Genomic DNA, 20,195 nt, shown 5'->3' on the forward strand with positions numbered 1-20,195 from the left:
GTCGTTAAGCGGGTAACGGGCCCGGCGGATAACAGGGGGCAGGCACCGACCGAAGCCGGCCCGCGTGTGAGGCACGTCTCCCCGGAAGTACATCCCGCTTGTGGCATATTTGATGAATGGCAGAATTCAAGCAGTCCACCAAGCTTCATAATGTCCTTTACGACATCCGTGGACCGATTCTTCAGGCCGCCCAGCAGATGGAGGCAGAGGGTCACCGCATCCTCAAACTGAACATCGGCAACCCCGCACCCTTCGGTTTTGAAGCGCCGGACGCGATCTTGGTGGACATGATCCGCCACCTGCCCAACGCCCAGGGGTACAGCGATTCCCGCGGCATCTTCTCGGCCCGCACCGCCGTCTCGCAGTACTACCAGACCCGCGGCATCCAGAGCATCCACGTGGACGACATCTACCTGGGCAATGGCGTCAGCGAGCTCATCACGATGTCGCTGATGGCCCTGCTCGAAGAGGGCGACGAGATCCTCATCCCCACGCCGGACTACCCGCTGTGGACCGCCTCGGTGGCGCTTGCAGGCGGACGCCCGGTGCACTACCTCTGCGACGAGGAGTCCGGCTGGCAGCCCGACCTGGAGGACCTCGAGGCCAAGATCACGCCCCGCACCAAGGGGATCGTGGTCATCAACCCGAACAACCCTACGGGCGCCGTTTACCCGGAAAGCACGCTGCGCAAGATTGTTGCCCTGGCCGAAAAGCACGGGCTGGTGATCTTCGCCGACGAGATCTACGAGAAGATCCTCTATGAGGACGCCGTACACGTGAACATGGCAGGGCTCACCGGCGACGACGTGCTGTGCCTGACCTTCAGCGGCCTGTCCAAGGCCTACCGGGTCTGCGGCTACCGGGCGGGATGGATGGCCATCTCCGGGCCCAAGAAGGAGGCCGCGGACTACCTCGAAGGCATCAACCTGCTGGCCAACATGCGGCTCTGCGCCAACGTCCCGGCCCAGCACGCCATCCAGACTGCCCTGGGCGGATACCAGAGCATCAACGACCTCATCCTGCCCGGCGGCCGGCTGCTGGAGCAGCGCAACAAGGCCTACGACATGCTCAACGCCATTCCCGGCGTCAGCACCCAGCAGGCGCGGGGGGCCCTCTACCTGTTCCCCAGGCTGGACCCTGAGGTCTACAACATCCGGGACGACGAAAAATTTGTCCTGGACCTGCTCAAGGAACAGAAGATCCTGGTCTCCCACGGCCGGGCGTTCAACTGGGTCCGGCCCGACCACTTCCGGATGGTGACGCTGCCCAACGTCAAGGACATCGAGGAAGCAATTGGCCGGATGGGAGACTTCCTCAGCAGGTATCAGGGGAACTAGCCTTTACCCACAGACAACCGTGGAAAGAGGACCCGATGGCCGGCGTTGTGGAATTCACGAAGCTCCCTTCCGAAACTTTGAAAGTCGAGAAGGGATTCCAACTGGCCGACGTTGACCCTGACGCCACGGTGGGTTACCCGGGGAACAAGGCCGACGGCGAGCTGCTCCTTGAGGAACTGGACGCAAAGCTCGCGCAGCTTCAGGAGCAGCTGTTTGCCGAGTCCAAGTTCGGCGGCACCAAGCGCGTGCTGCTGATCCTGCAGGGCATGGACACCGCCGGCAAGGGCGGCATCGTGAAGCACGTGCTGGGTGCCATGGATCCGCAGGGCGTCCAGTTCAAGTCCTTCAAGGCCCCCACGCCGGAGGAAAAGGCCTACGACTTTCTGTGGCGCATCGAACGGGAAGTCCCGGCCGCCGGCATGCTTGGGGTTTTCGACAGGTCCCACTACGAGGACGTCCTCATCCACCGGGTTCACCGCTGGGCTGACCCCAAGGAGCTTGAACGCCGTTACCGGGCGATCAACGAGTTCGAGGCCAGGCAGGCGGCGGTTGGCACCAAGGTGGTCAAGGTCATGCTGCACATCAGCAATGATGAGCAGAAGAAGCGGCTGCTCGCCCGGCTGGACAATCCTGCCAAGCACTGGAAGTACAACACCGAGGACCTAAAGCAGCGCGCGTTCTGGGACGACTACATGGCCGCCTACCAGGCTGCGTTCGATGAAACCAACACTGACCATGCACCCTGGTACGTCGTGCCTGCCAGCAAGAAATGGTACGCGCGCATCGCGGTGCAGCAGCTGCTGCTGGAGGGGCTCGGCGAACTCGAACTGGAGTGGCCCAAGGCCGAGTTCGACGTGGAGGCCGAGCGGCGGCTCGTCGAACGGTCCTGAACCGGCCCTCTCCCGCTATCCTCCCCCGGCGGGCTGTCCGCTGGCGCTCAGCCGTCCTTGCGGGCAGCCGCAAGCCGCTTCCGCGCGCCCTCCAGCCACTCCTCGCAGCGCCGGGCCAGCGCTTCGCCGCGCTCCCACAGCGCCAGCGAATCCTCAAGGCTGGTGCCGCCGGCCTCGAGCTTGGAGACCACGGCCACCAGCTGTTCCCGTGCTTCCTCATAGCTGAGGGCATCGATGTCCGGAGGAAGCGCGGGGCCCGGCTGGGCTGCGCTGGTTGGCTGGTCTGGGTTGCCTGGCTCTGAGCTGCCTGGCTCTGTGCTGATGTTCGGATCTGTCATGTTTCCTGGCCTGTCGTGTCGGTGGTGATGGCGTCGGGTGCTGGCGCTTCGGCGGCGCCGGCGTCGTTTTGGAGGCGGGTTCGTTGTGGAGGCGGGTTATGGTGCGCCAGTGGATTCCGCGCCGAACCGCCCGCCGGCCACCCGCACCGAGAGGGGGGTCCCCGCGGGGGCCTGGGACGGCTGGCGGACAACTGCGCCGCCGGACCCGGAAAGCTGCACCACGGCGTAACCGCGGTCCAGGGTCTGCTGCGGTGACAGGGCACGGACCTGCGCCTGGAGGTGGACCAGCTGGTCCGAAGCCCTGGTGACGGCGGCGCTGATGGCCGCCGTGGACCGGCGGGCGAGCCGTTCCACATCGTCTTCGCGCGCCGTGATCATGCTCTCCGGAGCCGCCAGGACCGGACGGGACCTGATGGCCGCCAGGCGGTCCGTTTCGCGGGCCACCAGCATTGTCACGGAACGGCGCAGCTGGGCCTCAGCCTGCCGGACCCGGGCAAGTTCCTCCGAAACTTCCGGCACGATCCGCTTGGCCGCATCCGTGGGCGTGGAGGCCCGGAGATCGGCGACGTCGTCCAGGATGGGACGGTCCGCCTCGTGCCCGATCGCGCTGACCACCGGAGTCACCGCGGCCGCCACGGCGCGGATCAGTTCCTCGCTGCTGAACGGCAACAGGTCCTCCAGTGCGCCGCCGCCACGGGCGATGACGATGACATCGACCTCGGGAATGGCGTCGAGGTCACGCAGCGCCCTGACCATCTGGGACACGGCCGTGTTGCCCTGCACCGCGACCTCGCGGATCTCGAACTCGACGGCCGGCCAGCGCAGGGCAGCGTTGCGCAGCACGTCCTTCTTGGCATCGGAATCGCGCCCGGTGATGAGCCCGATCCGGTGGGGGAGCAGCGGCAGGCGCTTCTTCCGCGACTCGGCAAACAGGCCTTCCCCGGCGAGGGCATGGCGCAGCCGTTCTATCCGGGCGAGGAGATCGCCCAACCCGACCGGGCGGATGTCCTTTACGGACATGTTCAGGCGCCCGGTCTTCAGCCAGAATTCAGCCTTGAGCAGGGCCACCACCCGGCTGCCGCGCTCAAGCGGCGTCTCCTGCCGGTCGAGCAACTTGGACCAGATGGAGGCCGGCAGGGAGATCTCGGCATCAACATCCCGGAGCGTGAGGAACGCACTGCCGCCGCGCCTGTTCAGTTCGATGACCTGGCCCTCAACCCAGGCGGCCGGTGCCCGCTCGATGTGGGTCTTGAGCTTCTGCGACAGCAGCTGCAGCGGCCAAGGGTTGTCCGGGCTGGTCTCGGCGGCGGTGGCCGGCACCGTGCTGGGGCCGGCTGCAGGGGCCGTGCCGGGGACGGGGACAGTGGCGTTTTCAGCCATGTGCAGCCCCGGTGGCGGCGAATGCCAGTTGCATGGTCGCGGTCCTTTGCCTGTGGGTCGGTTAATCAACTCTATCCATAGCTGTATCACCGGGCTCCGACATTGTTGCCAACCCGACATTGCTGATGACCCCACCTTTTCGATGGCCCGACATTTTTGATCGCAGGACAGCGCGCCTAGGATGGCAGTGTCTTCCCGACCAGCCAGGCACCTGGCCAGCCAGGCACCCGACAAGCCGAGAAACCCGACCAGCTAGGAATCCCTTGCGCTCATTTCTTGCGGCCTTGGCCGTCATCCTTGGTCTTCTCCTCTCCGCCGCCGCCGTTCCGGCCATCTGGGTGGACCGCAACATTGTGCAGGAGGACGGCTTCGTTGCCCTGGCGGCGCCACTGGGCAAGAATCCGGAGTTCCAAAAACGCCTGGCGACCGCCGCCGTCAACAGCATTGACACCGGCGGCGCCGTCCCGCCGCAGGTGGCCGCGCTGGTCCGGCCGGTGCTGGAAAAGGCGGCGACCTCACTCACCGGACTGCCTGAGTACCCGGCTGCCTGGGAACAGACACTGCGAAAGAGCCACCGCCTCAACTTCGCCGATCCGGGGTCCCTGCCGGCAGAAGCGGACTCGGGCACCTCGCTGACCCTGGATGTGGCCCCGCTCGTAGGCCTCGCCGCCAAGCAGATTTCCAGCCAGGTGGGTGTTCAGCTTCAGGCTCCGGGCCAAACCCTGGTGAACATCGGCCAGGCGAGCCAGCGCCAACAGATCGAACGGGTTTCCGCCTACGCTCCGCTGGGATACAGCCTGGCCGTCGGTGCCGGGGTGGCATTCCTCCTGGCGCTCGTGACCGCCCGCCGGCGGTGGAAAGTCCTGGCCGGCATCGGCCTGGGTGCGCTGGCGCTTTCCGGAGTGTGGACGCTGGCATCCCGCTGGGCCGCCGACGCCGTCGTGGGCACCGCGAGCGGAAATGAAATGGCAGACCTGTTCAAGCGGGAGTTCGTGGCGGCTTCCGCTGCCGGGTTTGCGTCCTGGACGCTGGCGGCGGCGATCGCCGGTGCGGCCCTGATCGCGGCCGGCTTGCTGCTCAGGGTGGTCGGCGGTCCTGCCCGCAGGCGTTGATCCGCTGGCCGCCGGTGCCCCCGCTTATGGCCTGCCGCCCAGCCGGTAGCATGGAGCAATGACTTCCTCTGCAGTTTCCCTTTCGATGCCAACTGTCCCGCGCCGGCGGCGTTCGCCGGAGGAAGTGCTCGCGGCGGCACCGGTCCCGGGCCCCAAGAGGGTCCTGCTGGCAGCCCCGCGCGGATACTGTGCAGGCGTGGACCGCGCGGTCATCGCCGTCGAAAAGGCACTGCAGCACTACGGACCGCCCGTCTATGTCCGGAAGCAGATCGTCCACAACGTGCACGTCGTCAGCTCCCTTGAGGAGCAGGGCGCCATCTTCGTGGACGAAACGGACGAGGTGCCCGAAGGTGCCCTGGTGATCTTCTCGGCCCACGGCGTGTCCCCGGCCGTGGTCCAGTCCGCGGAGGACCGCGGGCTGCGCACCATCGATGCGACCTGCCCCCTCGTGACCAAAGTCCACAAGGAAGCCGTCCGGTTCGCCAAGGACGACTTCGACATCCTCCTGATCGGCCACGACGGCCACGAGGAGGTTGAGGGAACGTCCGGTGAGGCTCCCGACCACATCCAGATCATCAACGGCCCGCACGAGGTGGACAAGGTGACGGTCCGGGACCCCGAAAAGGTCATCTGGCTTTCCCAGACCACGCTCAGCGTGGACGAGACCATGGAAACCGTCCGGCTGCTCAAGGAACGGTTCCCCACGCTGCAGGATCCGCCCAGCGACGACATCTGCTACGCCACGACCAACCGGCAGGTGGCCATCAAGAAGATCGCGCCCCAGGCGGACCTCGTGATCGTGGTGGGTTCGGCCAACTCCTCCAACTCGGTCCGCCTCGTGGAGGTGGCGCTCGAGTACGGCGCCAAGTCGTCGTACCGGGTTGACTTCGCCAACGAGGTGGACGAGTCCTGGTTCGAGGGCGTTGCCACCGTTGGCGTGACCTCGGGCGCGTCCGTTCCGGAGGTCCTGGTCAAGGACGTGCTCCGCCTCCTGGCCGATTACGGGTACGACGGCGTCGAGGAGATTGTGACCGCGGAGGAGGACCTGCTCTTCTCCCTGCCCAAGGAGCTCCGCGCCACGCTCAAGGAAGCCGGGGACGTGTCCCGCGCCCTCGGCGGACGCCGCTCGCGCTAGCAGGAGCACGCGAGCCGGCGTCCGCCGGCTGTTTGCTTAGGCGGCGTCCTCTTCGCCCACAGGTGCCAGCGTCCCGTTCGTTTCCAGTTCCGGGGCGGCGAGGGACCGCGGCGTGACCTGTACGGCCGGAGGCGTGGCCAGTCCGCTGGTGTCCAGGGCATTCAGTTTCCGCGCGGTGGGAAGGACGCGGGCCTCGAGCGTGCCCACCATCGCGTTGTAGCGGTCCACCGAGCTTTTCAGCGAGGACCCCAGCTTGCCCACGTTGTCCCCGAGCGTGCCCATCCGTTCGTACAGCTGCCGGGCCAGTTCGAAGAGCTCGCGTGCACTGTCCGTGAGAACGTCCTGTCGCCACGTGAACGCCACGGACTTGAGCACCGCGAGCAGCGTGCCGGGGGAGGCCAGCACCACATTCTTGGACAGTGCGTGATCAAGGAGCGCCGGGTCGGCGGAGAGCGCGGCGGCGAGGATGGACTCTGCCGGGACAAAACAGATCACCAGTTCCGGCGAATTTCCGGAAATGTCCCAGTACTTCTTGGTGCTGAGGGCGTCCACATGGGTCTTCAGGGCCTTGGCGTGCGCCGCCAGGAGGTTTTGCCGCGCTGCCTGGCTGAGGCCGGGCTTGTCGCTGCCCGCCTGTCCCAGCTCCTGTGCCTCGAGGTAGGCGGAGAGGGGGACCTTGGCGTCGACAACGAGCTGTTTGTCGCCCGGCAGCTGGACCACAAGGTCCGGACGGACGGCCGCCTCGGCGCCTGATGTGCCGTGGTGCTGTTCATGGAAGTCGACGTGCCGCATCATGCCGGCCGCCTCCACAACGCGGCGCAGCTGTACTTCGCCCCACTGGCCGCGGGCGCTGTTTGACCGGAGCGCAGACTCCAGCGCATGCGTGGACCGCATCAGCTGCTCGTCCGTGAGGCGGGCCTCCTGCAGCTGCTGCGCCAGCTGGCCGTACTGCTCGAGCCGGTCCCGTTCCAGCAGGGATACCTGCTGCTGGACCGCCGTCAGTTTTTCAGCCACCGGTGCCAGTGCACGCAGGACGCTGGAATCCTGATCGCGGGACATGCCCAGGTCCCGGTTCTGGGCGGACAGGAGCTTCCGCTCCGCATCGGCGGCAGCAAACTGGGCGCTGACCTCCGAAAGCCGCGCCGAAACGCCGTCGAAATCCGCCTCCAGGGCGGTGCTCCGGCGGCGCAACACGACATACACGGCGCCCGCGCCGGACACGGCGCCCAGCAACAGCATTAAAAGGGCCAGAATGACTGCAAAAGGTTCCATGCCTTCACTGTGGCACGGGGCTCTGACATTTCTTGGAAGGGCAACACCCGCCGCACGGAACGCCGGGGCCGAACAGGTAGAATCAATGTCCGTGGCTCTTACTATTGGCATCGTCGGACTGCCCAACGTCGGCAAATCAACACTTTTCAACGCACTGACCCGCAATCAGGTCCTGGCCGCGAACTATCCGTTCGCCACCATCGAACCCAATGTCGGCGTCGTGAACCTGCCCGACCCCAGGCTCCAGCAGCTCGCCGGGATCTTCGGCTCGCAGCGCGTGCTGCCCGCGGCTGTTTCCTTCGTCGACATCGCCGGCATCGTCAAGGGCGCCTCCGAAGGTGAAGGCCTGGGCAACCAGTTCCTCGCCAACATCCGTGAAACGGAAGCCATCGCCGAGGTGGTGCGCGTGTTCGACGACCCCGACGTCATCCACGTCGACGGCAAGGTCGATCCCCGCTCGGACATGGAAACCATCAACACCGAGCTGATCCTCGCCGATCTGCAGACCATCGAGAAGGCCATTCCCCGGATCGAAAAAGAGGTCAAGATCAAGAAGCGGGAGGCCGCGGAGCTCGCTGCCATCAAGGCCGCCCAGGCCGTGCTGGAGCGCGGCGACACCATCTACTCCTCCGTCACGAGCGACAAGCTGGAGATGGAGCACCTCAAGGAGCTCAGCCTCCTCACGGCCAAGCCGTTCATCTACGTCTTCAACGCGGACGAGGGAATCCTGGGCAGCGAGGAGAAACAGGCCGAGCTGCGCGCCATGGTTGCGCCGGCCGACTGCATCTTCCTTGATGCCAAGCTCGAGTCCGACCTGGTGGAGCTCGACGAGGCCGAAGCACGCGAAATGCTCGAAATGAACGGGCAGGACGAGTCCGGACTGGACCAGCTGGCGCGCGTCGGTTTCCACACGCTGGGGCTGCAGACCTACCTCACGGCCGGGCCCAAGGAGGCGCGCGCGTGGACCATCCACCAGGGCGACACCGCCCCCCAGGCCGCCGGGGTCATCCACTCGGACTTCCAGCGCGGCTTCATCAAGGCCGAGGTTGTCTCCTTCGAAGACCTCGTCGACGCCGGTTCCATGGCGGAGGCGAAATCGCGCGGCAAGGTCCGCATCGAAGGCAAGGAATACGTCATGGCCGACGGCGATGTGGTGGAGTTCCGCTTCAACGTGTGAGTTTCCGCCGGACTACTCAGTGATTGAGTATTAACGGCAAAAAGCCCCGATCCCTTGGATCGGGGCTTTTTCTGTGATTGGCGCCCCTACCCTCCGTGCAACAGGGCGTCAAGGAAAAAGAGCGCGAACTTTTCGTACGGCAACAGGTTGGTTGCATCTCGATAACAACCTTTACTGAGGGACAACTTTCGGACCGCGCGCGGCGCGTTCGGGTCTAGGCTACTTGTCATGTGAGACTCGCCACATCTCACTGGGGGGATGTAGCGGGTCTGGCCGGCGCCCACAGCGAAGGTCTTTTCCACACTCACAGAAACATAGGAGGCGGAATGCGATTCAGTCGTATTTCCAAAGCAGTAGGCGTTGCAGCCGCGGCTGCACTGGCGCTCAGCGCCTGCGCGAGCACCAACGGCGGGACAACCCCGTCCAGCAATGCGGCCGGCAAGCAGGGGGGAACAGCCACTGTCGTTGAGGTCAACGCGTTCAACACCTTCAACCCCAACACGGCCGACGGCAACACTGACATCAACTCGAAGGTCAGCTACGCCACACACTCCGGGTTCTACTACATCGACAACCAGCTGAACATCGTCCACAACGACAAGTTCGGCAAGATGGAAAAGACGTCTGACGATCCGCTGACCGTCAAGTACACCATCAACGAAGGCGTTAAGTGGTCGGACGGCACACCCGTTACGGCAGCGGACCTGCTCCTGCAGTGGGCAGCCTTCTCCGGGTACTACAACGACGCCGACGAAGAAGGCAAGGCGGGAACGTCCTACTTCTCCTACGCGGGCGACCCCACAGGCTTGAAGCTCACCGATTTCCCCGAAATCGGCGACAACAACCGCTCCATGACCATCAAGTACTCCAAGCCGTTCGCTGACTGGGAGATCGCGCTGGGCGGCCCCGGCATTGACATCCCGGCCCACGTCCTGGCCAAGAAGGCCGGCCTGGCCGACACGCAGGCCTTCATCGACCACCTCAAGAGCCTGCCCCGCGGTGACGCCAAGTCGCCAAAGCCCGCGGACGCCAAGCTCAAGGCCATGTCCGACATGTGGAACACCGGCTTCGACTCCAAGACATTGCCGAGCGATCCGAGCCTCTTCCTCTCCAACGGCCCGTTCGTTGTCCAGAGCATCAACCAGGACCAGTCGCTGACCATGGTCCGGAACAAGGACTACAACTGGGGGCCCGAGGCCAAGCTGGATGAGATCACCGTTCGCTACATCGGTTCCTCCCCGGCCCAGGTCCAGGCGCTGAAGAACGGCGAAGCCGACATCATCGCCCCGCAGGCTTCGGCTGACACGCTCGAACAGCTCAAGGCACTCGAGAGCCAGGGCGTCACGGTGGAGCAGGGCAACCAGCTCTCCTACGACCACATCGACCTGAACTACTCGGGCCCCTTCGCGGACAAGAACGTCCGTGAGGCCTTCATGAAGACGGTTCCGCGCAAGGACATCGTCGACAAGATCATCAAGAAGCTCGACCCCCAGGCCAAGCCCCTGGACTCGCAGCTGTTCGTTCCCGCGCAGCCGGCCTACGAGGCCTCCGTGCAGGGCAACGGCTCCTCGAACTTCGCGGATCCGGATGTTGACGGCGCCAAGAAACTCCTGAACGGTGCGACCCCCGAGGTCCGCATCATGTACAACAAGGACAACCCGAACCGTGTGGACGCGTTCTCGCTCATTCGCGAGTCCGCCACCAAGGCCGGCTTCAAGATCGTCGACGGCGGACTCGGTGCCTCTGACTGGGGCAAGGCCCTCGGCAAGGGCGGCTATGACGCCACGATCTTCGGCTGGATCAACCCGGGCGTCGGCGTCTCCGGCGTGCCGCAGATCTTCCGCTCAGGCAACGGTTCCAACTTCAACAAGTTCAGTGATCCTGAAGCCGACAAGCTCATGGACGAACTCATTGTGACGACCGACCGCAGCAAGCAGGATGAGCTGACCAAGCAGATCGACAAGAAGATCTGGGACTCGGCATACGGCCTCCCGCTCTTCCAGTCCGTTGGTGTCGACGCCTACAGCGACCGCATCACCGGCGTGAAGTTCATGCCGAACCAGACGGGCGTCTGGTGGAACTTCTGGGAGTGGGCCGAGAAGTAAGCCCGTGCCACGAAGTGCAGCACGCTAGTTGAGGCGCCGGGACCACGCACCACGGTCCCGGCGCCTTGCAGCGCCATCCCCCGGCAGTGCCTGTGTTGGCAGCACGAGCAGCTAGGCGCCGCCAAACCTGCGACCGGTCCGGGCAATCCCCGGGCCCGAATCCTGAGGTTCAATCACAATGGTGACCTACATAGTCCGGCGGCTCGTCACCGCCGCACTCATCCTTTTGGGCGCATCGTTCCTGGTGTATCTGCTGACCGCAGCGTCAGGCGACCCGCTCGCCGAGTTCCGCGCCAGCAGCGCGCCGAACAAGCAGCAGCTCATGGACTCGAGATCCGCGCTGCTGGATCTCGACACACCTGCTCCGGTGCGGTACTTCAAATGGCTCGGCGGCGCAGCCCAGTGCCTGGTGCCCTTCACGGGCTCCTGCAATCTGGGTAAAAACATCGCCGGCCAGCCCATCACGGACGCCCTCGGCCACGCACTCATTCAGACACTGACGCTGGTCACCGGTGCCGCCGTTCTGGCCATCCTCGTGGGCATCACGCTGGGCATCATCACCGCGTTGCGCCAGTACAGCACCCTGGACTACGGCGTGACCTTCATGGCCTTCCTGTTCTTCTCCCTGCCGATCTTCTGGGTCGCCGTCCTGCTCAAGGAATTCGGCGCTATCGGCTTCAACAATTTCCTCCGCAACCCGGAGATACCCCTGCCGGTCTCGCTCGGCGTCGGAGCCGTCCTCGGCGCCGTGGCCTTGATCGTGGCCGGCGGTGACGCCAGACGCAGGTTACTGACGGGCGGCGTCGTTTTCGTCGCCGTCGCTGCCGTCCTCATCTACTTCTCCCTGACCCAGTGGTTCAAGACTCCGGGCCTGGGCCCCGTGGTCATCGCCATCGCCGGCGCGGGCATCGCGTTTGCCGTGACCCTGCTGACGGCGGGTCTGCGGAATCGCAAAGCACTGCAGTCCGCCCTGATTGCCGCCGGCGTGGGAGTGGTCCTCTACTTTGTGGTCCAGCCCTTGCTGAACCAGGCAACGTTCCTGATGATCGTGCTGCTGGCGGTCGCCGCAGTCCTGGTCGGCATGGGCATCGGCTACCTGATGGGCGGCTACGACCGCGGGCAGTCCATGCGCGCTGCTGCCATCACGTCCTTCCTGGTGGGCTTCCTGATCATGCTGGACCGCTTCATGCAGGCCTGGCCCGCGTACTTCAACAACAGCCGGGTCCGGGGGCGGCCGATCGCCACCATCGGCGCCGGCACGCCGAACATCGAGGGCGACTTCTGGATCCTCGGACTCGATTCCTTCACGCACCTCATCCTTCCCACCACCGCGCTGATCCTTATTTCGCTCGCCGGCTACACGCGGTTCACGCGGGCCTCCATGCTCGAGATCATGAACATGGACTACATCCGGACGGCCAGGGCCAAGGGCCTGTCCGAGCGGACCGTGGTGATGCGCCATGCGTTCCGGAACGCCCTCATCCCGGTGGCCACCATCGTCGCGTTCGACATCGGCGGCCTGATCGGCGGCGCGGTCATCACCGAGACGGTCTTCTCCGTCCGGGGCATGGGGTTCCTGTTCCTGGACGGCATCCAGCACGTAGACCCGAACCCCGTCATGGGCGTGTTCGTCTGCGTCGCCATCACGGCCATGGCGTTCAACCTCATCGCGGACCTCGCCTACTCCGCACTGGATCCACGAGTAAGGGTGAAAGCATGAGCCAGCCCAGCCAGCAGGATGAAATCATGGCGGAGGAGGCCGGCCTGCGGCAGGAAGCCGCCGGCATCGAGCCTGTCTCGGAAGCCAGGGGCCTGAGCCAAGGCCAGATTGTCCGCAAGCGGTTCCTTGGCCACTCCGGCGCCATCGTCGGCCTGGCCGTCTTCGCCATCATTTTCATCATGGCCTTCACGTCGGTCGGCTACGCCGGGATTCCCGGCTGGTGGAAATACACCCACGAAGCCGTCTCGCCGCTGGTCAACGACGGCACCCCCACGGCGTCGCTGTGGCCCCTGGCATGGGGGGAGCATCCCTTCGGCCAGGACCGGATCGGGCGCGACCTGTTCGCCATGACCATGCGCGGTGCCCAGCAGTCCATTACCATCATGGTGGTCATCGGCCTTATCGCCGGCCTGATCGGTGTGGTCGTCGGGGCGCTGTCCGGCTACTTCCGCGGGTGGATGGAAGCGGTCCTGATGCGGCTCACCGACGTCATCATCATCGTCCCGGCGCTGCTCCTCGCCGCCGTCATGGCGCAGCTTGCAGGACGCCGGGATGAGGGCAGCTGGTTTGCGGCGTTCGCCAGCAGCAACGGCGTCCTCGCGCTCGGCATCTTCCTCGGGCTGATCAGCTGGGTGGGCCTGGCCAGGCTTATGCGCGGTGAGTTCCTCACCCTGCGGGAGCGCGAGTTCGTCGACGCGGCGCGGATCTCCGGGGCCAGCAACGCCCGGATCATCTTCAAGCACATCCTGCCCAACGCGGTGGGCGTGCTGATCGTGAACGTCACCCTCACCATGTCGGCGGCGATCCTCACCGAAACGGCCCTCAGTTACCTGGGCGTCGGCGTCAAGTCCCCGGACACCTCGCTGGGCCTGCTGATCTCCCAGAACCAGGAAGCCTTCGCCACCCGCCCCTGGCTGTTCTGGTTCCCCGGCCTGTTCATCGTCCTCATCTGCCTCAGCATCAACTTCATTGGCGACGGCCTGCGTGACGCCTTCGACCCGCGGCAAAAGAAGTTCAACGCCAAGAAGGCCAAGGACGCCGGGGCAACAGTTCCGGAGGCGGCGCCGGTGACGGCCCTGGACAGCAGGGCCGATGACGGCCGGGCCTCCGGCGGGGACAGGGGAGCCTGAGGTGCTGCTGCGACGCCGCGGGCGGGTGCAGCACGCAGCCTGCCTACACCGCGGCCACGCTCCAGTAGCTAAGCCCGAGGAGGACCAGCGTGACCACTGCCTCGCGCCAACGGAACCTCACGCTGACCGGGGTGGTTTCGGCTGCCCCGGCATCGAGGAGCCCGGATTCGACCAGCTGCTGCCAGCGTCCGCGGACCAGTTGCGCCGCCTGCCCCGAGTCGGTGCTCTTCAGGTCGCCCGGTCGGACGGAGTTTCCCGGCCCGTAGGTGCTGTCCGGCAGTCCCCGGAGGTCCTCCGGGCGGGCGTTGCGCCCGCCCCAGATGCCGGGTGCGGGAGCCGCCCAGGCCCCGTAGCTCCGGCCGGGTGTGACGAGGGTCAGCACGTAGCGGGTGTCCACCTGCACCAGCGCCGCCCACGGCACCGTGATGGCGCGGTACGGATTCTCGATGGTCACGCCGGCGTCGTGGACAACCACCGCCGGACGCCAAAACAGCAGCCAGCCCAGGTAGGCGATGAGCAGCAGGGGACCGGCGCCGGCCAGGGCCGGAACTCCGCCCGCCACGACGAGGCCGGCCAGTCCGGCAGCAGCCACGAACCACGAGAATCCGGCAAACCATTTGTTGGTGCGCGCTTTGAAGATTGCGGCGTTTCCGGCATGCGGCACAGTGCTCATGCCCCCAATAATTCAGTATTCCCGGCCGCAGCACTAATCTCAGCTGCCCTGCTGGCCCGGGTGGAAGGAAAACCCCACCATGTCTGACCACATCAGCCCCGACCGCCCGTCGCCGGACCCGCTGGCGCCGGACTCCATTGAGCCCGGCGCCGGACGGCGGAGGGCAGAGGGCAAGGGTTCCGTCGTCCTGGAAGTGCGCGACCTCAGCGTCGACTTCGGGGTGGAAAAGAAATGGGTGCCTGCCGCCGTCGGACTTAACTATGAGGTCCGCGCCGGCGAGGTCCTGGCCATCGTGGGTGAGTCCGGCTCGGGCAAGAGCGCAAGTTCCATGGCGCTGCTCGGCCTGCTGCCCAGCAACAGCAGGGTGTCCGGAAGCGTCAGGCTTTCCGGCAAGGAACTGCTGGGCGCGGATGCGGGCAACATCCGCAGCGTCCGCGGCAAAGACGTGGCCGTCATCTTCCAGGAGCCCATGACGGCGCTGAACCCGGTGTACACGGTGGGTGCGCAGATCGTCGAGACGGTGCGGCTTCACAACGAGGTCTCACCGGAGCAGGCCAAGGAGCGTGCGCTGCGGATGCTGGAGCTGGTGGAACTGCCCGACCCGGTGAAGGCGTTCAAGTCCTATCCGCACCAGCTCTCCGGTGGCCAGCGGCAGCGAGCCATGATCGCCCAGTCCCTGTCCTGCGACCCCAAGCTGCTGATCGCTGACGAGCCCACCACGGCCTTGGACGTCACGGTGCAGGCGGAGATCCTGGACCTGATGAGGAACCTGCGCAACAAGCTGGACAGCGCCATCGTGCTGATCACCCATGACATGGGCGTCGTGGCGGACCTGGCGGACCGGATCGCCGTCATGCGCAAGGGCCTGATCGTGGAGACCGGCACCGCCGAGCAGATCTTTCACAACCCGCAGCACCCGTACACGCAGGCCCTGCTGGCGGCCGTGCCGCACCTCGGGCAGGGCGGAACGGACGCCGCGCCGGACGTGGATGTGACAGCAGCGCTGGCCGCGGCCACCCACGCCGAGCTTGAGTCCGTGGACCACGACGAACTGGTCCGCCGCGAGCGGGAGAACGCGGCAGCCCTGGCGGCCGCCGAATCCGGGGGACCCGTGGGGGAGCCGGTCCTGGAGCTGACCGACGTGGCCATCGAGTACCCGAAGCAGGGCCGTGTCCCGGCCTTCCGCGCCGTGGAGGGTGCCAACCTGACCATCCATCCCGGGCAGGTGGTGGGCCTCGTGGGGGAGTCCGGATCGGGCAAGACCACCATCGGGCGCGCCGCCGTCGGACTGCTGCCGGTGGCTGCCGGAACGATGCGCGTGGTGGGGCAGGACATCTCCGCCGCGAAGAAGAATGGCAAGCAGCTGCACCACGTCCGGCGCCACATCGGCATGGTGTTCCAGGACCCGTCCTCGTCCCTGAACCCGCGCCTGCCCATCGGCGAAAGCATCGGCGAGCCGATGTACCTTGCCGGCGTGGCGAAGGGCGCCGACCTGCAGAAGCGCATCGAGGCGCTGCTGGACCAGGTGGAGCTGCCGCGGAACTACCGGAACAGGTATCCGCACGAGCTGTCCGGCGGGCAGAAGCAGCGCGTCGGCATCGCCCGGGCACTGTCGCTCAAGCCGAAGCTGATGGTGGCGGACGAGCCGACGTCTGCCTTGGACGTGTCGGTGCAGGCCAAGGTCCTGGAGCTGTTCCAGAACCTCCAGCGCGAGCTCGGGTTCGCCTGCCTTTTCGTCACCCACGACCTCGCCGTCGTGGATGTGCTGGCGGACCGGATCTGCGTCATGCAGCGGGGCCGGATCGTGGAGCAGGGCTCCCGCGACCAGATCCTGCGCAACCCGCAGGAAGCCTACACCCAGCGGCTGCTTGCCGCCGTGCCGCTGCCGGATCCGGAAAAGCAGCGCGAGCGCCGGGAGCTCCGGGCGCAGCTGCTGGCCACCGGAACGGAGTAAACCGGGGGGAGTTGTGGGCGAGCCCGGGCATCCGCCCGGGGGCGCTGTCATGGGTGAGCTGTGTCACAAACGGGGCATGATACCAGCGGGTAACTTAGGCCGTTAAATCGTCCGGCGTGTCGAATACTATCCGGTTACGGTTTGGCAACGGCGTATCACTATCTGGACGCTTTGCGGTTAGGCTTCATGCTTGTGTTGCCCACGTCACAGACGACCTTCTGTGATCCGGGCTTCGGGGATACACCTGAGTCCCCACCAATCTCTCCCACAACTCCTAGGAGGCGGAATGCGTTTTGCGCGCACTTCCAAAGCATTGGGCATGGTGGCCATCGCCGCCCTCGCCCTGTCCGCTTGCGGTGCCGGAGGCGGCACCAGCAACGGTTCCGGCAGCGCTGCCGGAGATCCCAACAAAGTCATCACTGCCTACAGCAACGAGCCGCAGAACGCGCTGCTGCCGGCCAACACCAACGAGGTCTACGGCGGCCGCGTCGTGGAGCTGCTGTACGAAGGCCTCCGCGCCTACGACGCCAACGGCAAGCCAGTCAACGCGCTGGCGGAATCCATCGAGTCCCCGGACGGCCAGAACTACACCATCAAGGTCAAGACCGGCACCAAGTTCACCAACGGCGAGGCAGTCACGGCCAAGAGCTTCGTTGACGCCTGGAACTTCGCGGCGCTGAGCACCAACCTGCAGAACAACGGCACGTTCTTCGAGTCGATCGAAGGCTACGCCGACGTCAGCGCCGTCAAGACCGAGAAGGGCGCCGACGGCAAGGAAAAGGACGTCCCGGCCCCCACCGCCAAGACCATGTCCGGCCTCGTCCTCAAGGACGACTCCACGATCCAGGTCAAGCTCAGCCAGCCTGAGGCCGACTGGCCGCTGCGTCTCGGCTACTCGGCGTTCTACCCGCTGCCGTCCGAGGCAATGAAGGACCCGAAGAAATTCGGTGAAAACCCCGTGGGCAACGGACCATACAAGCTCGCCAAGGAAGGCGCCTGGGTCCACGACCAGTCCATCTCGCTGGTCAAGAACGCGGACTACAGCGGTCCCCGTGCGGCCAAGAACGGCGGCGTGACCTTCAAGTTCTACACCGATCCGGGCCCCGCCTACACGGACATCCAGGCCAACAACCTCGATGTGACGGATGTGCTTCCCACCAACGCGCTGCGGACCTACGAGACCGACTTCCCGGAAAACCACCTGAACAAGGCCTACGCCGGCAACGCCACGCTGAACATCCCGGTCTACAACCCCAACTTCCAGGGTGCGGCCGGCAAGCTGCGCCGCCAGGCGCTGTCCATGGCCATCAACCGTGACGAAATCACGAAGGTGATCTTCAACGGAACCCGCATCCCGGCGAAGGACTTCACCGCCCCTGTCATCGACGGCTACAACGAAAACGTTGCCGGCTCGGAGTTCCTGAAGTTCGACGCCGCCAAGGCCAAGGACCTGTGGGCCAAGGCTGAGGCCATCAAGCCCTATGACGCCTCAAAGCCGCTGCAGCTGGCCTACAACACCGACGGCGGCAACAAGGAATGGATCGACGCGGTAGCCAACAACATCAAGAACAACCTCGGCATCCAGGCCGAGGGCCAGCCGTTCGCGAAGTTCGCCGAAATCCTGAACCTGCGCAAGTCCAAGACCCTGCCCGGCCTGACCCGAGCAGGATGGCAGGCGGACTACCCGTCCCTGTACAACTTCCTCGGCCCGCTCCTGAAGACCGGCTCAAGCTCGAACTACGAGGGCTACTCCAACCCTGAGTTCGACAAGCTCCTCACGGAAGGCCTGGGCGCGAAGTCCACCGACGACGCCAACAAGAAGTTCAGCCAGGCACAGGAGGTTCTTTTCAAGGACCTGCCCAACCTGCCCCTCTGGTACCAGGCCCGCCAGGCCGTGTGGAGCCAGAACGTCACCAACGTGGACAGCGGCTGGAACGGCGTGCTCCAGTACTACAACATCACCGCCAAGTAGTCCCTGGAACCACCCACATCAGTCAGCACATGGGGGTCCGGCCCAGGATGCCGGGCCCCCATGTGCTGTGAACCAGCATGAAAGCTGCCCCATGAATCCCCAATTTCCATTCCCCGGGGAGGAACTGCTGTGATCCAGTACGTCCTCCGCCGGTTGCTGCAGGTGATTCCCGTCTTTGTCGGAACCACGCTGCTCGTCTATTACATGGTGTTCGCCCTCCCCGGCGACCCCATCGCCGCCCTGTTCGGCGACCGGCAGCCCAACCCTGCCGTCATCGCTGCACTGCGGCAGCAGTACAACCTTGATGAACCGTTCTGGGTCCAGTACGGACTGTTCCTGAAGAACCTCTTTACCTTCAACCTCGGCAACGACTTCACCGGGCAGCCCATCGCCGCCACCCTGGGCCGGGTCTTCCCGGTGACGGCGATGCTGGCCATCGAAGCCCTCGTCATCCAGGGCGTCTTCGGCGTGGCCGCGGGCCTCTTCGCCGGCCTGCGCAAGGGCAAGCTCTTCGATTCCACCGTGCTCATCGCCTCGCTGGTGGTGATCGCCATCCCGACGTTCGTGCTCGGCTTCGTGCTGCAGCTGGTGGTCGGCGTGCAGCTGGGCTGGGCCAAACCCACGGTGGGATCCGACGTCTCCTGGGGCACGCTGCTGCTCCCGGCGTTCGTCCTGGGCCTGGTGTCCTTCGCCTATGTCCTGCGGCTCACCCGGGCGTCCGTGATCGAAAACATGAACGCCGACTACGTCCGGACCGCCACGGCCAAGGGCCTTTCACGGCCCCGCGTGGTCCTGGCGCACATCCTGCGCAACTCGATGATTCCCGTGGCCACCTACCTCGGCGCCAACCTGGGCGCCCTGATGGGCGGGGCCATCGTCACCGAGGGCATCTTCAACGTTCCGGGCGTCGGGCAAAAGCTGTACCAGGCCATCCTGCGCAGCGAGGGCCCCACGATCGTCGCGATCGTCAGCGTGTTCGTGCTCATCTTCGTGGTGGCGAACCTGCTGGTGGACCTGCTCTACGCCTGGCTCGATCCAAGGATTCGCTATGACAAGTAACTACCAGGCAGAGCACTACGTCGCACCCATCGACGAAACCCCGCTGCTCGCCACCGACTCCGTCAAGATGGACCAGGCGCCCCTGAGCCTGTGGGCCGAGGCGTGGCGGAAGCTGCGCCGCCGCCCTCTGTTTATCGTGTCATCACTGCTGATCGTGCTGCTGGTGGTCATCGCGCTCTTCCCGGGCCTTTTCACCCAGGTTGCGCCCAATGACAACTGTGACCTGCAGTTCTCCGACGGGGCGCCGCAGGCCGGCCACCCGTTCGGCTACACCTTCCAGGGCTGCGATGTGTTCTCGCGCGTCATCCATGGAACGCAGGCGTCGCTGTCGGTGGGCGTGCTGTCAGTTATTTTCGTGCTGATCATCGGCGTGACGCTCGGCGCGCTGGCCGGCTTCTTTGGCGGCTGGCTCGACGCCGTCATTGCCCGGCTCGGCGACATCTTCTTCGCCCTGCCGCTCGTCCTGGGCGCGCTCGTGATCACGCAGCTGCCCTTCTTCAAGGACAACAAGAGCGTCTGGACAGTGGTCATGGTGATCGTGCTGCTGGCGTGGCCGCAAATGGCCCGCATCACCCGCGGTGCCGTCATCGAGGTGCGGAACGCCGACTTTGTGACAGCGGCGCGTTCCCTGGGTGTGTCCAGGATGGGATCCCTGCTCCGGCACGTCCTGCCGAACGCCCTTGCCCCCATCATCGTGCTCGCCACCATGGAACTGGGTGTGTTCATCGTCGCCGAGGCCACCCTGTCCTTCCTGGGCATCGGCCTGCCCGGCAGCGTCATGTCCTGGGGCAACGACATCGCCGCGGCCCAGTCCTCGCTGCGGACCAATCCCGCCGTCCTGCTGTATCCCGCAACGGCGCTGTCCATTACCGTGCTGAGCTTCATCATGCTGGGCGACGCCCTCCGCGATGCACTCGACCCGAAGAGCCGTCAACGATGAA

At 65.5% G+C, this 20,195-nt stretch carries 16 protein-coding genes; 12 read left to right on the forward strand and 4 right to left on the reverse strand.

Annotation, left to right across the window (positions count from 1 at the left end; translation table 11 throughout):
• The first annotated feature begins 116 nt into the window (after positions 1 to 116).
• Positions 117 to 1,337, forward strand: coding sequence for a pyridoxal phosphate-dependent aminotransferase (locus tag R5O87_RS21140; RefSeq protein WP_387097464.1), 1,221 nt, complete (start codon positions 117 to 119; stop codon positions 1,335 to 1,337).
• A gap of 35 nt (positions 1,338 to 1,372) precedes the next feature.
• The gene (locus R5O87_RS21145; protein WP_410553913.1) at positions 1,373 to 2,227 is read left to right on the forward strand and encodes a PPK2 family polyphosphate kinase; all 855 of its coding nucleotides are present in this window, start codon (positions 1,373 to 1,375) and stop codon (positions 2,225 to 2,227) included.
• 47 nt (positions 2,228 to 2,274) lie between these two features.
• Here R5O87_RS21145 and R5O87_RS21150 read toward each other — a convergent pair whose 3' ends face one another.
• Complete coding sequence (locus R5O87_RS21150) at positions 2,275 to 2,565, reverse strand: exodeoxyribonuclease VII small subunit (protein ID WP_410553914.1); 291 nt, start codon at positions 2,563 to 2,565, stop codon at positions 2,275 to 2,277.
• 96 nt (positions 2,566 to 2,661) lie between these two features.
• Positions 2,662 to 3,945 (reverse strand): exodeoxyribonuclease VII large subunit, encoded by a 1,284-nt coding sequence (xseA, locus tag R5O87_RS21155; RefSeq protein ID WP_410553915.1) that lies wholly within the window; start codon positions 3,943 to 3,945, stop codon positions 2,662 to 2,664.
• Between the two features lie 263 nt (positions 3,946 to 4,208).
• Here xseA and R5O87_RS21160 point away from each other — a divergent pair, with 263 nt between their 5' ends.
• Both R5O87_RS21160 and R5O87_RS21165 read left to right on the forward strand, forming a co-directional pair.
• Complete coding sequence (locus R5O87_RS21160) at positions 4,209 to 5,057, forward strand: hypothetical protein (RefSeq protein WP_410553916.1); 849 nt, start codon at positions 4,209 to 4,211, stop codon at positions 5,055 to 5,057.
• Between the two features lie 58 nt (positions 5,058 to 5,115).
• Positions 5,116 to 6,192 (forward strand): 4-hydroxy-3-methylbut-2-enyl diphosphate reductase, encoded by a 1,077-nt coding sequence (locus R5O87_RS21165; protein WP_410553917.1) that lies wholly within the window; start codon positions 5,116 to 5,118, stop codon positions 6,190 to 6,192.
• Positions 6,193 to 6,228: 36 nt separating this feature from the next.
• Here the strand turns inward: R5O87_RS21165 and R5O87_RS21170 are convergent, their stop codons facing one another.
• Complete coding sequence (locus tag R5O87_RS21170; protein ID WP_410553918.1) at positions 6,229 to 7,464, reverse strand: DNA recombination protein RmuC; 1,236 nt, start codon at positions 7,462 to 7,464, stop codon at positions 6,229 to 6,231.
• 91 nt (positions 7,465 to 7,555) lie between these two features.
• Here R5O87_RS21170 and ychF point away from each other — a divergent pair, with 91 nt between their 5' ends.
• The 4 genes from ychF to R5O87_RS21190 all read left to right on the forward strand — a co-directional run bounded on the left by ychF (position 7,556) and on the right by R5O87_RS21190 (position 13,596).
• Complete coding sequence (ychF, locus tag R5O87_RS21175) at positions 7,556 to 8,641, forward strand: redox-regulated ATPase YchF (RefSeq protein WP_410553919.1); 1,086 nt, start codon at positions 7,556 to 7,558, stop codon at positions 8,639 to 8,641.
• A 326-nt stretch (positions 8,642 to 8,967) separates the two neighbouring features.
• Positions 8,968 to 10,746, forward strand: a complete 1,779-nt coding sequence (locus R5O87_RS21180) for an ABC transporter family substrate-binding protein (RefSeq protein ID WP_410553920.1) — start codon at positions 8,968 to 8,970, stop codon at positions 10,744 to 10,746.
• A 178-nt stretch (positions 10,747 to 10,924) separates the two neighbouring features.
• Positions 10,925 to 12,466 (forward strand): ABC transporter permease, encoded by a 1,542-nt coding sequence (locus R5O87_RS21185; RefSeq protein ID WP_410553921.1) that lies wholly within the window; start codon positions 10,925 to 10,927, stop codon positions 12,464 to 12,466.
• Positions 12,463 to 13,596, forward strand: a complete 1,134-nt coding sequence (locus R5O87_RS21190) for an ABC transporter permease (protein WP_410553922.1) — start codon at positions 12,463 to 12,465, stop codon at positions 13,594 to 13,596. Before R5O87_RS21185 ends, R5O87_RS21190 begins: the two co-directional genes overlap by 4 nt.
• 43 nt (positions 13,597 to 13,639) lie before the next feature.
• Here the strand turns inward: R5O87_RS21190 and R5O87_RS21195 are convergent, their stop codons facing one another.
• On the reverse strand, positions 13,640 to 14,269 hold the full coding sequence (locus R5O87_RS21195; RefSeq protein ID WP_410553923.1) for a PH domain-containing protein: 630 nt from the start codon (positions 14,267 to 14,269) through the stop codon (positions 13,640 to 13,642).
• A 79-nt stretch (positions 14,270 to 14,348) separates the two neighbouring features.
• Here R5O87_RS21195 and R5O87_RS21200 point away from each other — a divergent pair, with 79 nt between their 5' ends.
• The 4 genes from R5O87_RS21200 (at position 14,349) to R5O87_RS21215 (ending at position 20,194) form a co-directional block, all read left to right on the forward strand.
• On the forward strand, positions 14,349 to 16,223 hold the full coding sequence (locus tag R5O87_RS21200; protein WP_410553924.1) for an ABC transporter ATP-binding protein: 1,875 nt from the start codon (positions 14,349 to 14,351) through the stop codon (positions 16,221 to 16,223).
• 286 nt (positions 16,224 to 16,509) lie between these two features.
• Positions 16,510 to 18,195 carry a peptide ABC transporter substrate-binding protein gene (locus tag R5O87_RS21205; protein WP_410553925.1) on the forward strand — a complete coding sequence of 562 codons (1,686 nt, stop codon included), beginning with the start codon at positions 16,510 to 16,512 and terminating at the stop codon, positions 18,193 to 18,195.
• A 129-nt stretch (positions 18,196 to 18,324) separates the two neighbouring features.
• Positions 18,325 to 19,254 (forward strand): ABC transporter permease, encoded by a 930-nt coding sequence (locus R5O87_RS21210; RefSeq protein ID WP_410553926.1) that lies wholly within the window; start codon positions 18,325 to 18,327, stop codon positions 19,252 to 19,254.
• Positions 19,244 to 20,194, forward strand: a complete 951-nt coding sequence (locus R5O87_RS21215; protein ID WP_410553927.1) for an ABC transporter permease — start codon at positions 19,244 to 19,246, stop codon at positions 20,192 to 20,194. Before R5O87_RS21210 ends, R5O87_RS21215 begins: the two co-directional genes overlap by 11 nt.
• The last annotated feature ends 1 nt before the right edge of the window (position 20,195 follow it).

The organism is Arthrobacter globiformis, assembly GCF_046536215.2.
GTDB lineage: Bacteria > Actinomycetota > Actinomycetes > Actinomycetales > Micrococcaceae > Arthrobacter > Arthrobacter globiformis_E.

What these genes read in the sequence shown, in the direction of transcription:
- R5O87_RS21140 (WP_387097464.1), top strand. Translation starts at nt 117, where the DNA reads ATGGCAGAATTCAAGCAGTCCACCAAGCTTCATAATGTCCTTTACGAC.
- xseA (WP_410553915.1), bottom strand. Translation starts at nt 3,945, where the DNA reads ATGGCTGAAAACGCCACTGTCCCCGTCCCCGGCACGGCCCCTGCAGCC.
- R5O87_RS21165 (WP_410553917.1), top strand. Translation starts at nt 5,116, where the DNA reads ATGACTTCCTCTGCAGTTTCCCTTTCGATGCCAACTGTCCCGCGCCGG.
- R5O87_RS21215 (WP_410553927.1), top strand. Translation starts at nt 19,244, where the DNA reads ATGACAAGTAACTACCAGGCAGAGCACTACGTCGCACCCATCGACGAA.
- R5O87_RS21180 (WP_410553920.1), top strand. Translation starts at nt 8,968, where the DNA reads ATGCGATTCAGTCGTATTTCCAAAGCAGTAGGCGTTGCAGCCGCGGCT.
- R5O87_RS21145 (WP_410553913.1), top strand. Translation starts at nt 1,373, where the DNA reads ATGGCCGGCGTTGTGGAATTCACGAAGCTCCCTTCCGAAACTTTGAAA.
- R5O87_RS21200 (WP_410553924.1), top strand. Translation starts at nt 14,349, where the DNA reads ATGTCTGACCACATCAGCCCCGACCGCCCGTCGCCGGACCCGCTGGCG.
- R5O87_RS21195 (WP_410553923.1), bottom strand. Translation starts at nt 14,269, where the DNA reads ATGAGCACTGTGCCGCATGCCGGAAACGCCGCAATCTTCAAAGCGCGC.
- R5O87_RS21190 (WP_410553922.1), top strand. Translation starts at nt 12,463, where the DNA reads ATGAGCCAGCCCAGCCAGCAGGATGAAATCATGGCGGAGGAGGCCGGC.
- R5O87_RS21185 (WP_410553921.1), top strand. Translation starts at nt 10,925, where the DNA reads ATGGTGACCTACATAGTCCGGCGGCTCGTCACCGCCGCACTCATCCTT.
- R5O87_RS21150 (WP_410553914.1), bottom strand. Translation starts at nt 2,565, where the DNA reads ATGACAGATCCGAACATCAGCACAGAGCCAGGCAGCTCAGAGCCAGGC.
- R5O87_RS21170 (WP_410553918.1), bottom strand. Translation starts at nt 7,464, where the DNA reads ATGGAACCTTTTGCAGTCATTCTGGCCCTTTTAATGCTGTTGCTGGGC.
- R5O87_RS21205 (WP_410553925.1), top strand. Translation starts at nt 16,510, where the DNA reads ATGCGTTTTGCGCGCACTTCCAAAGCATTGGGCATGGTGGCCATCGCC.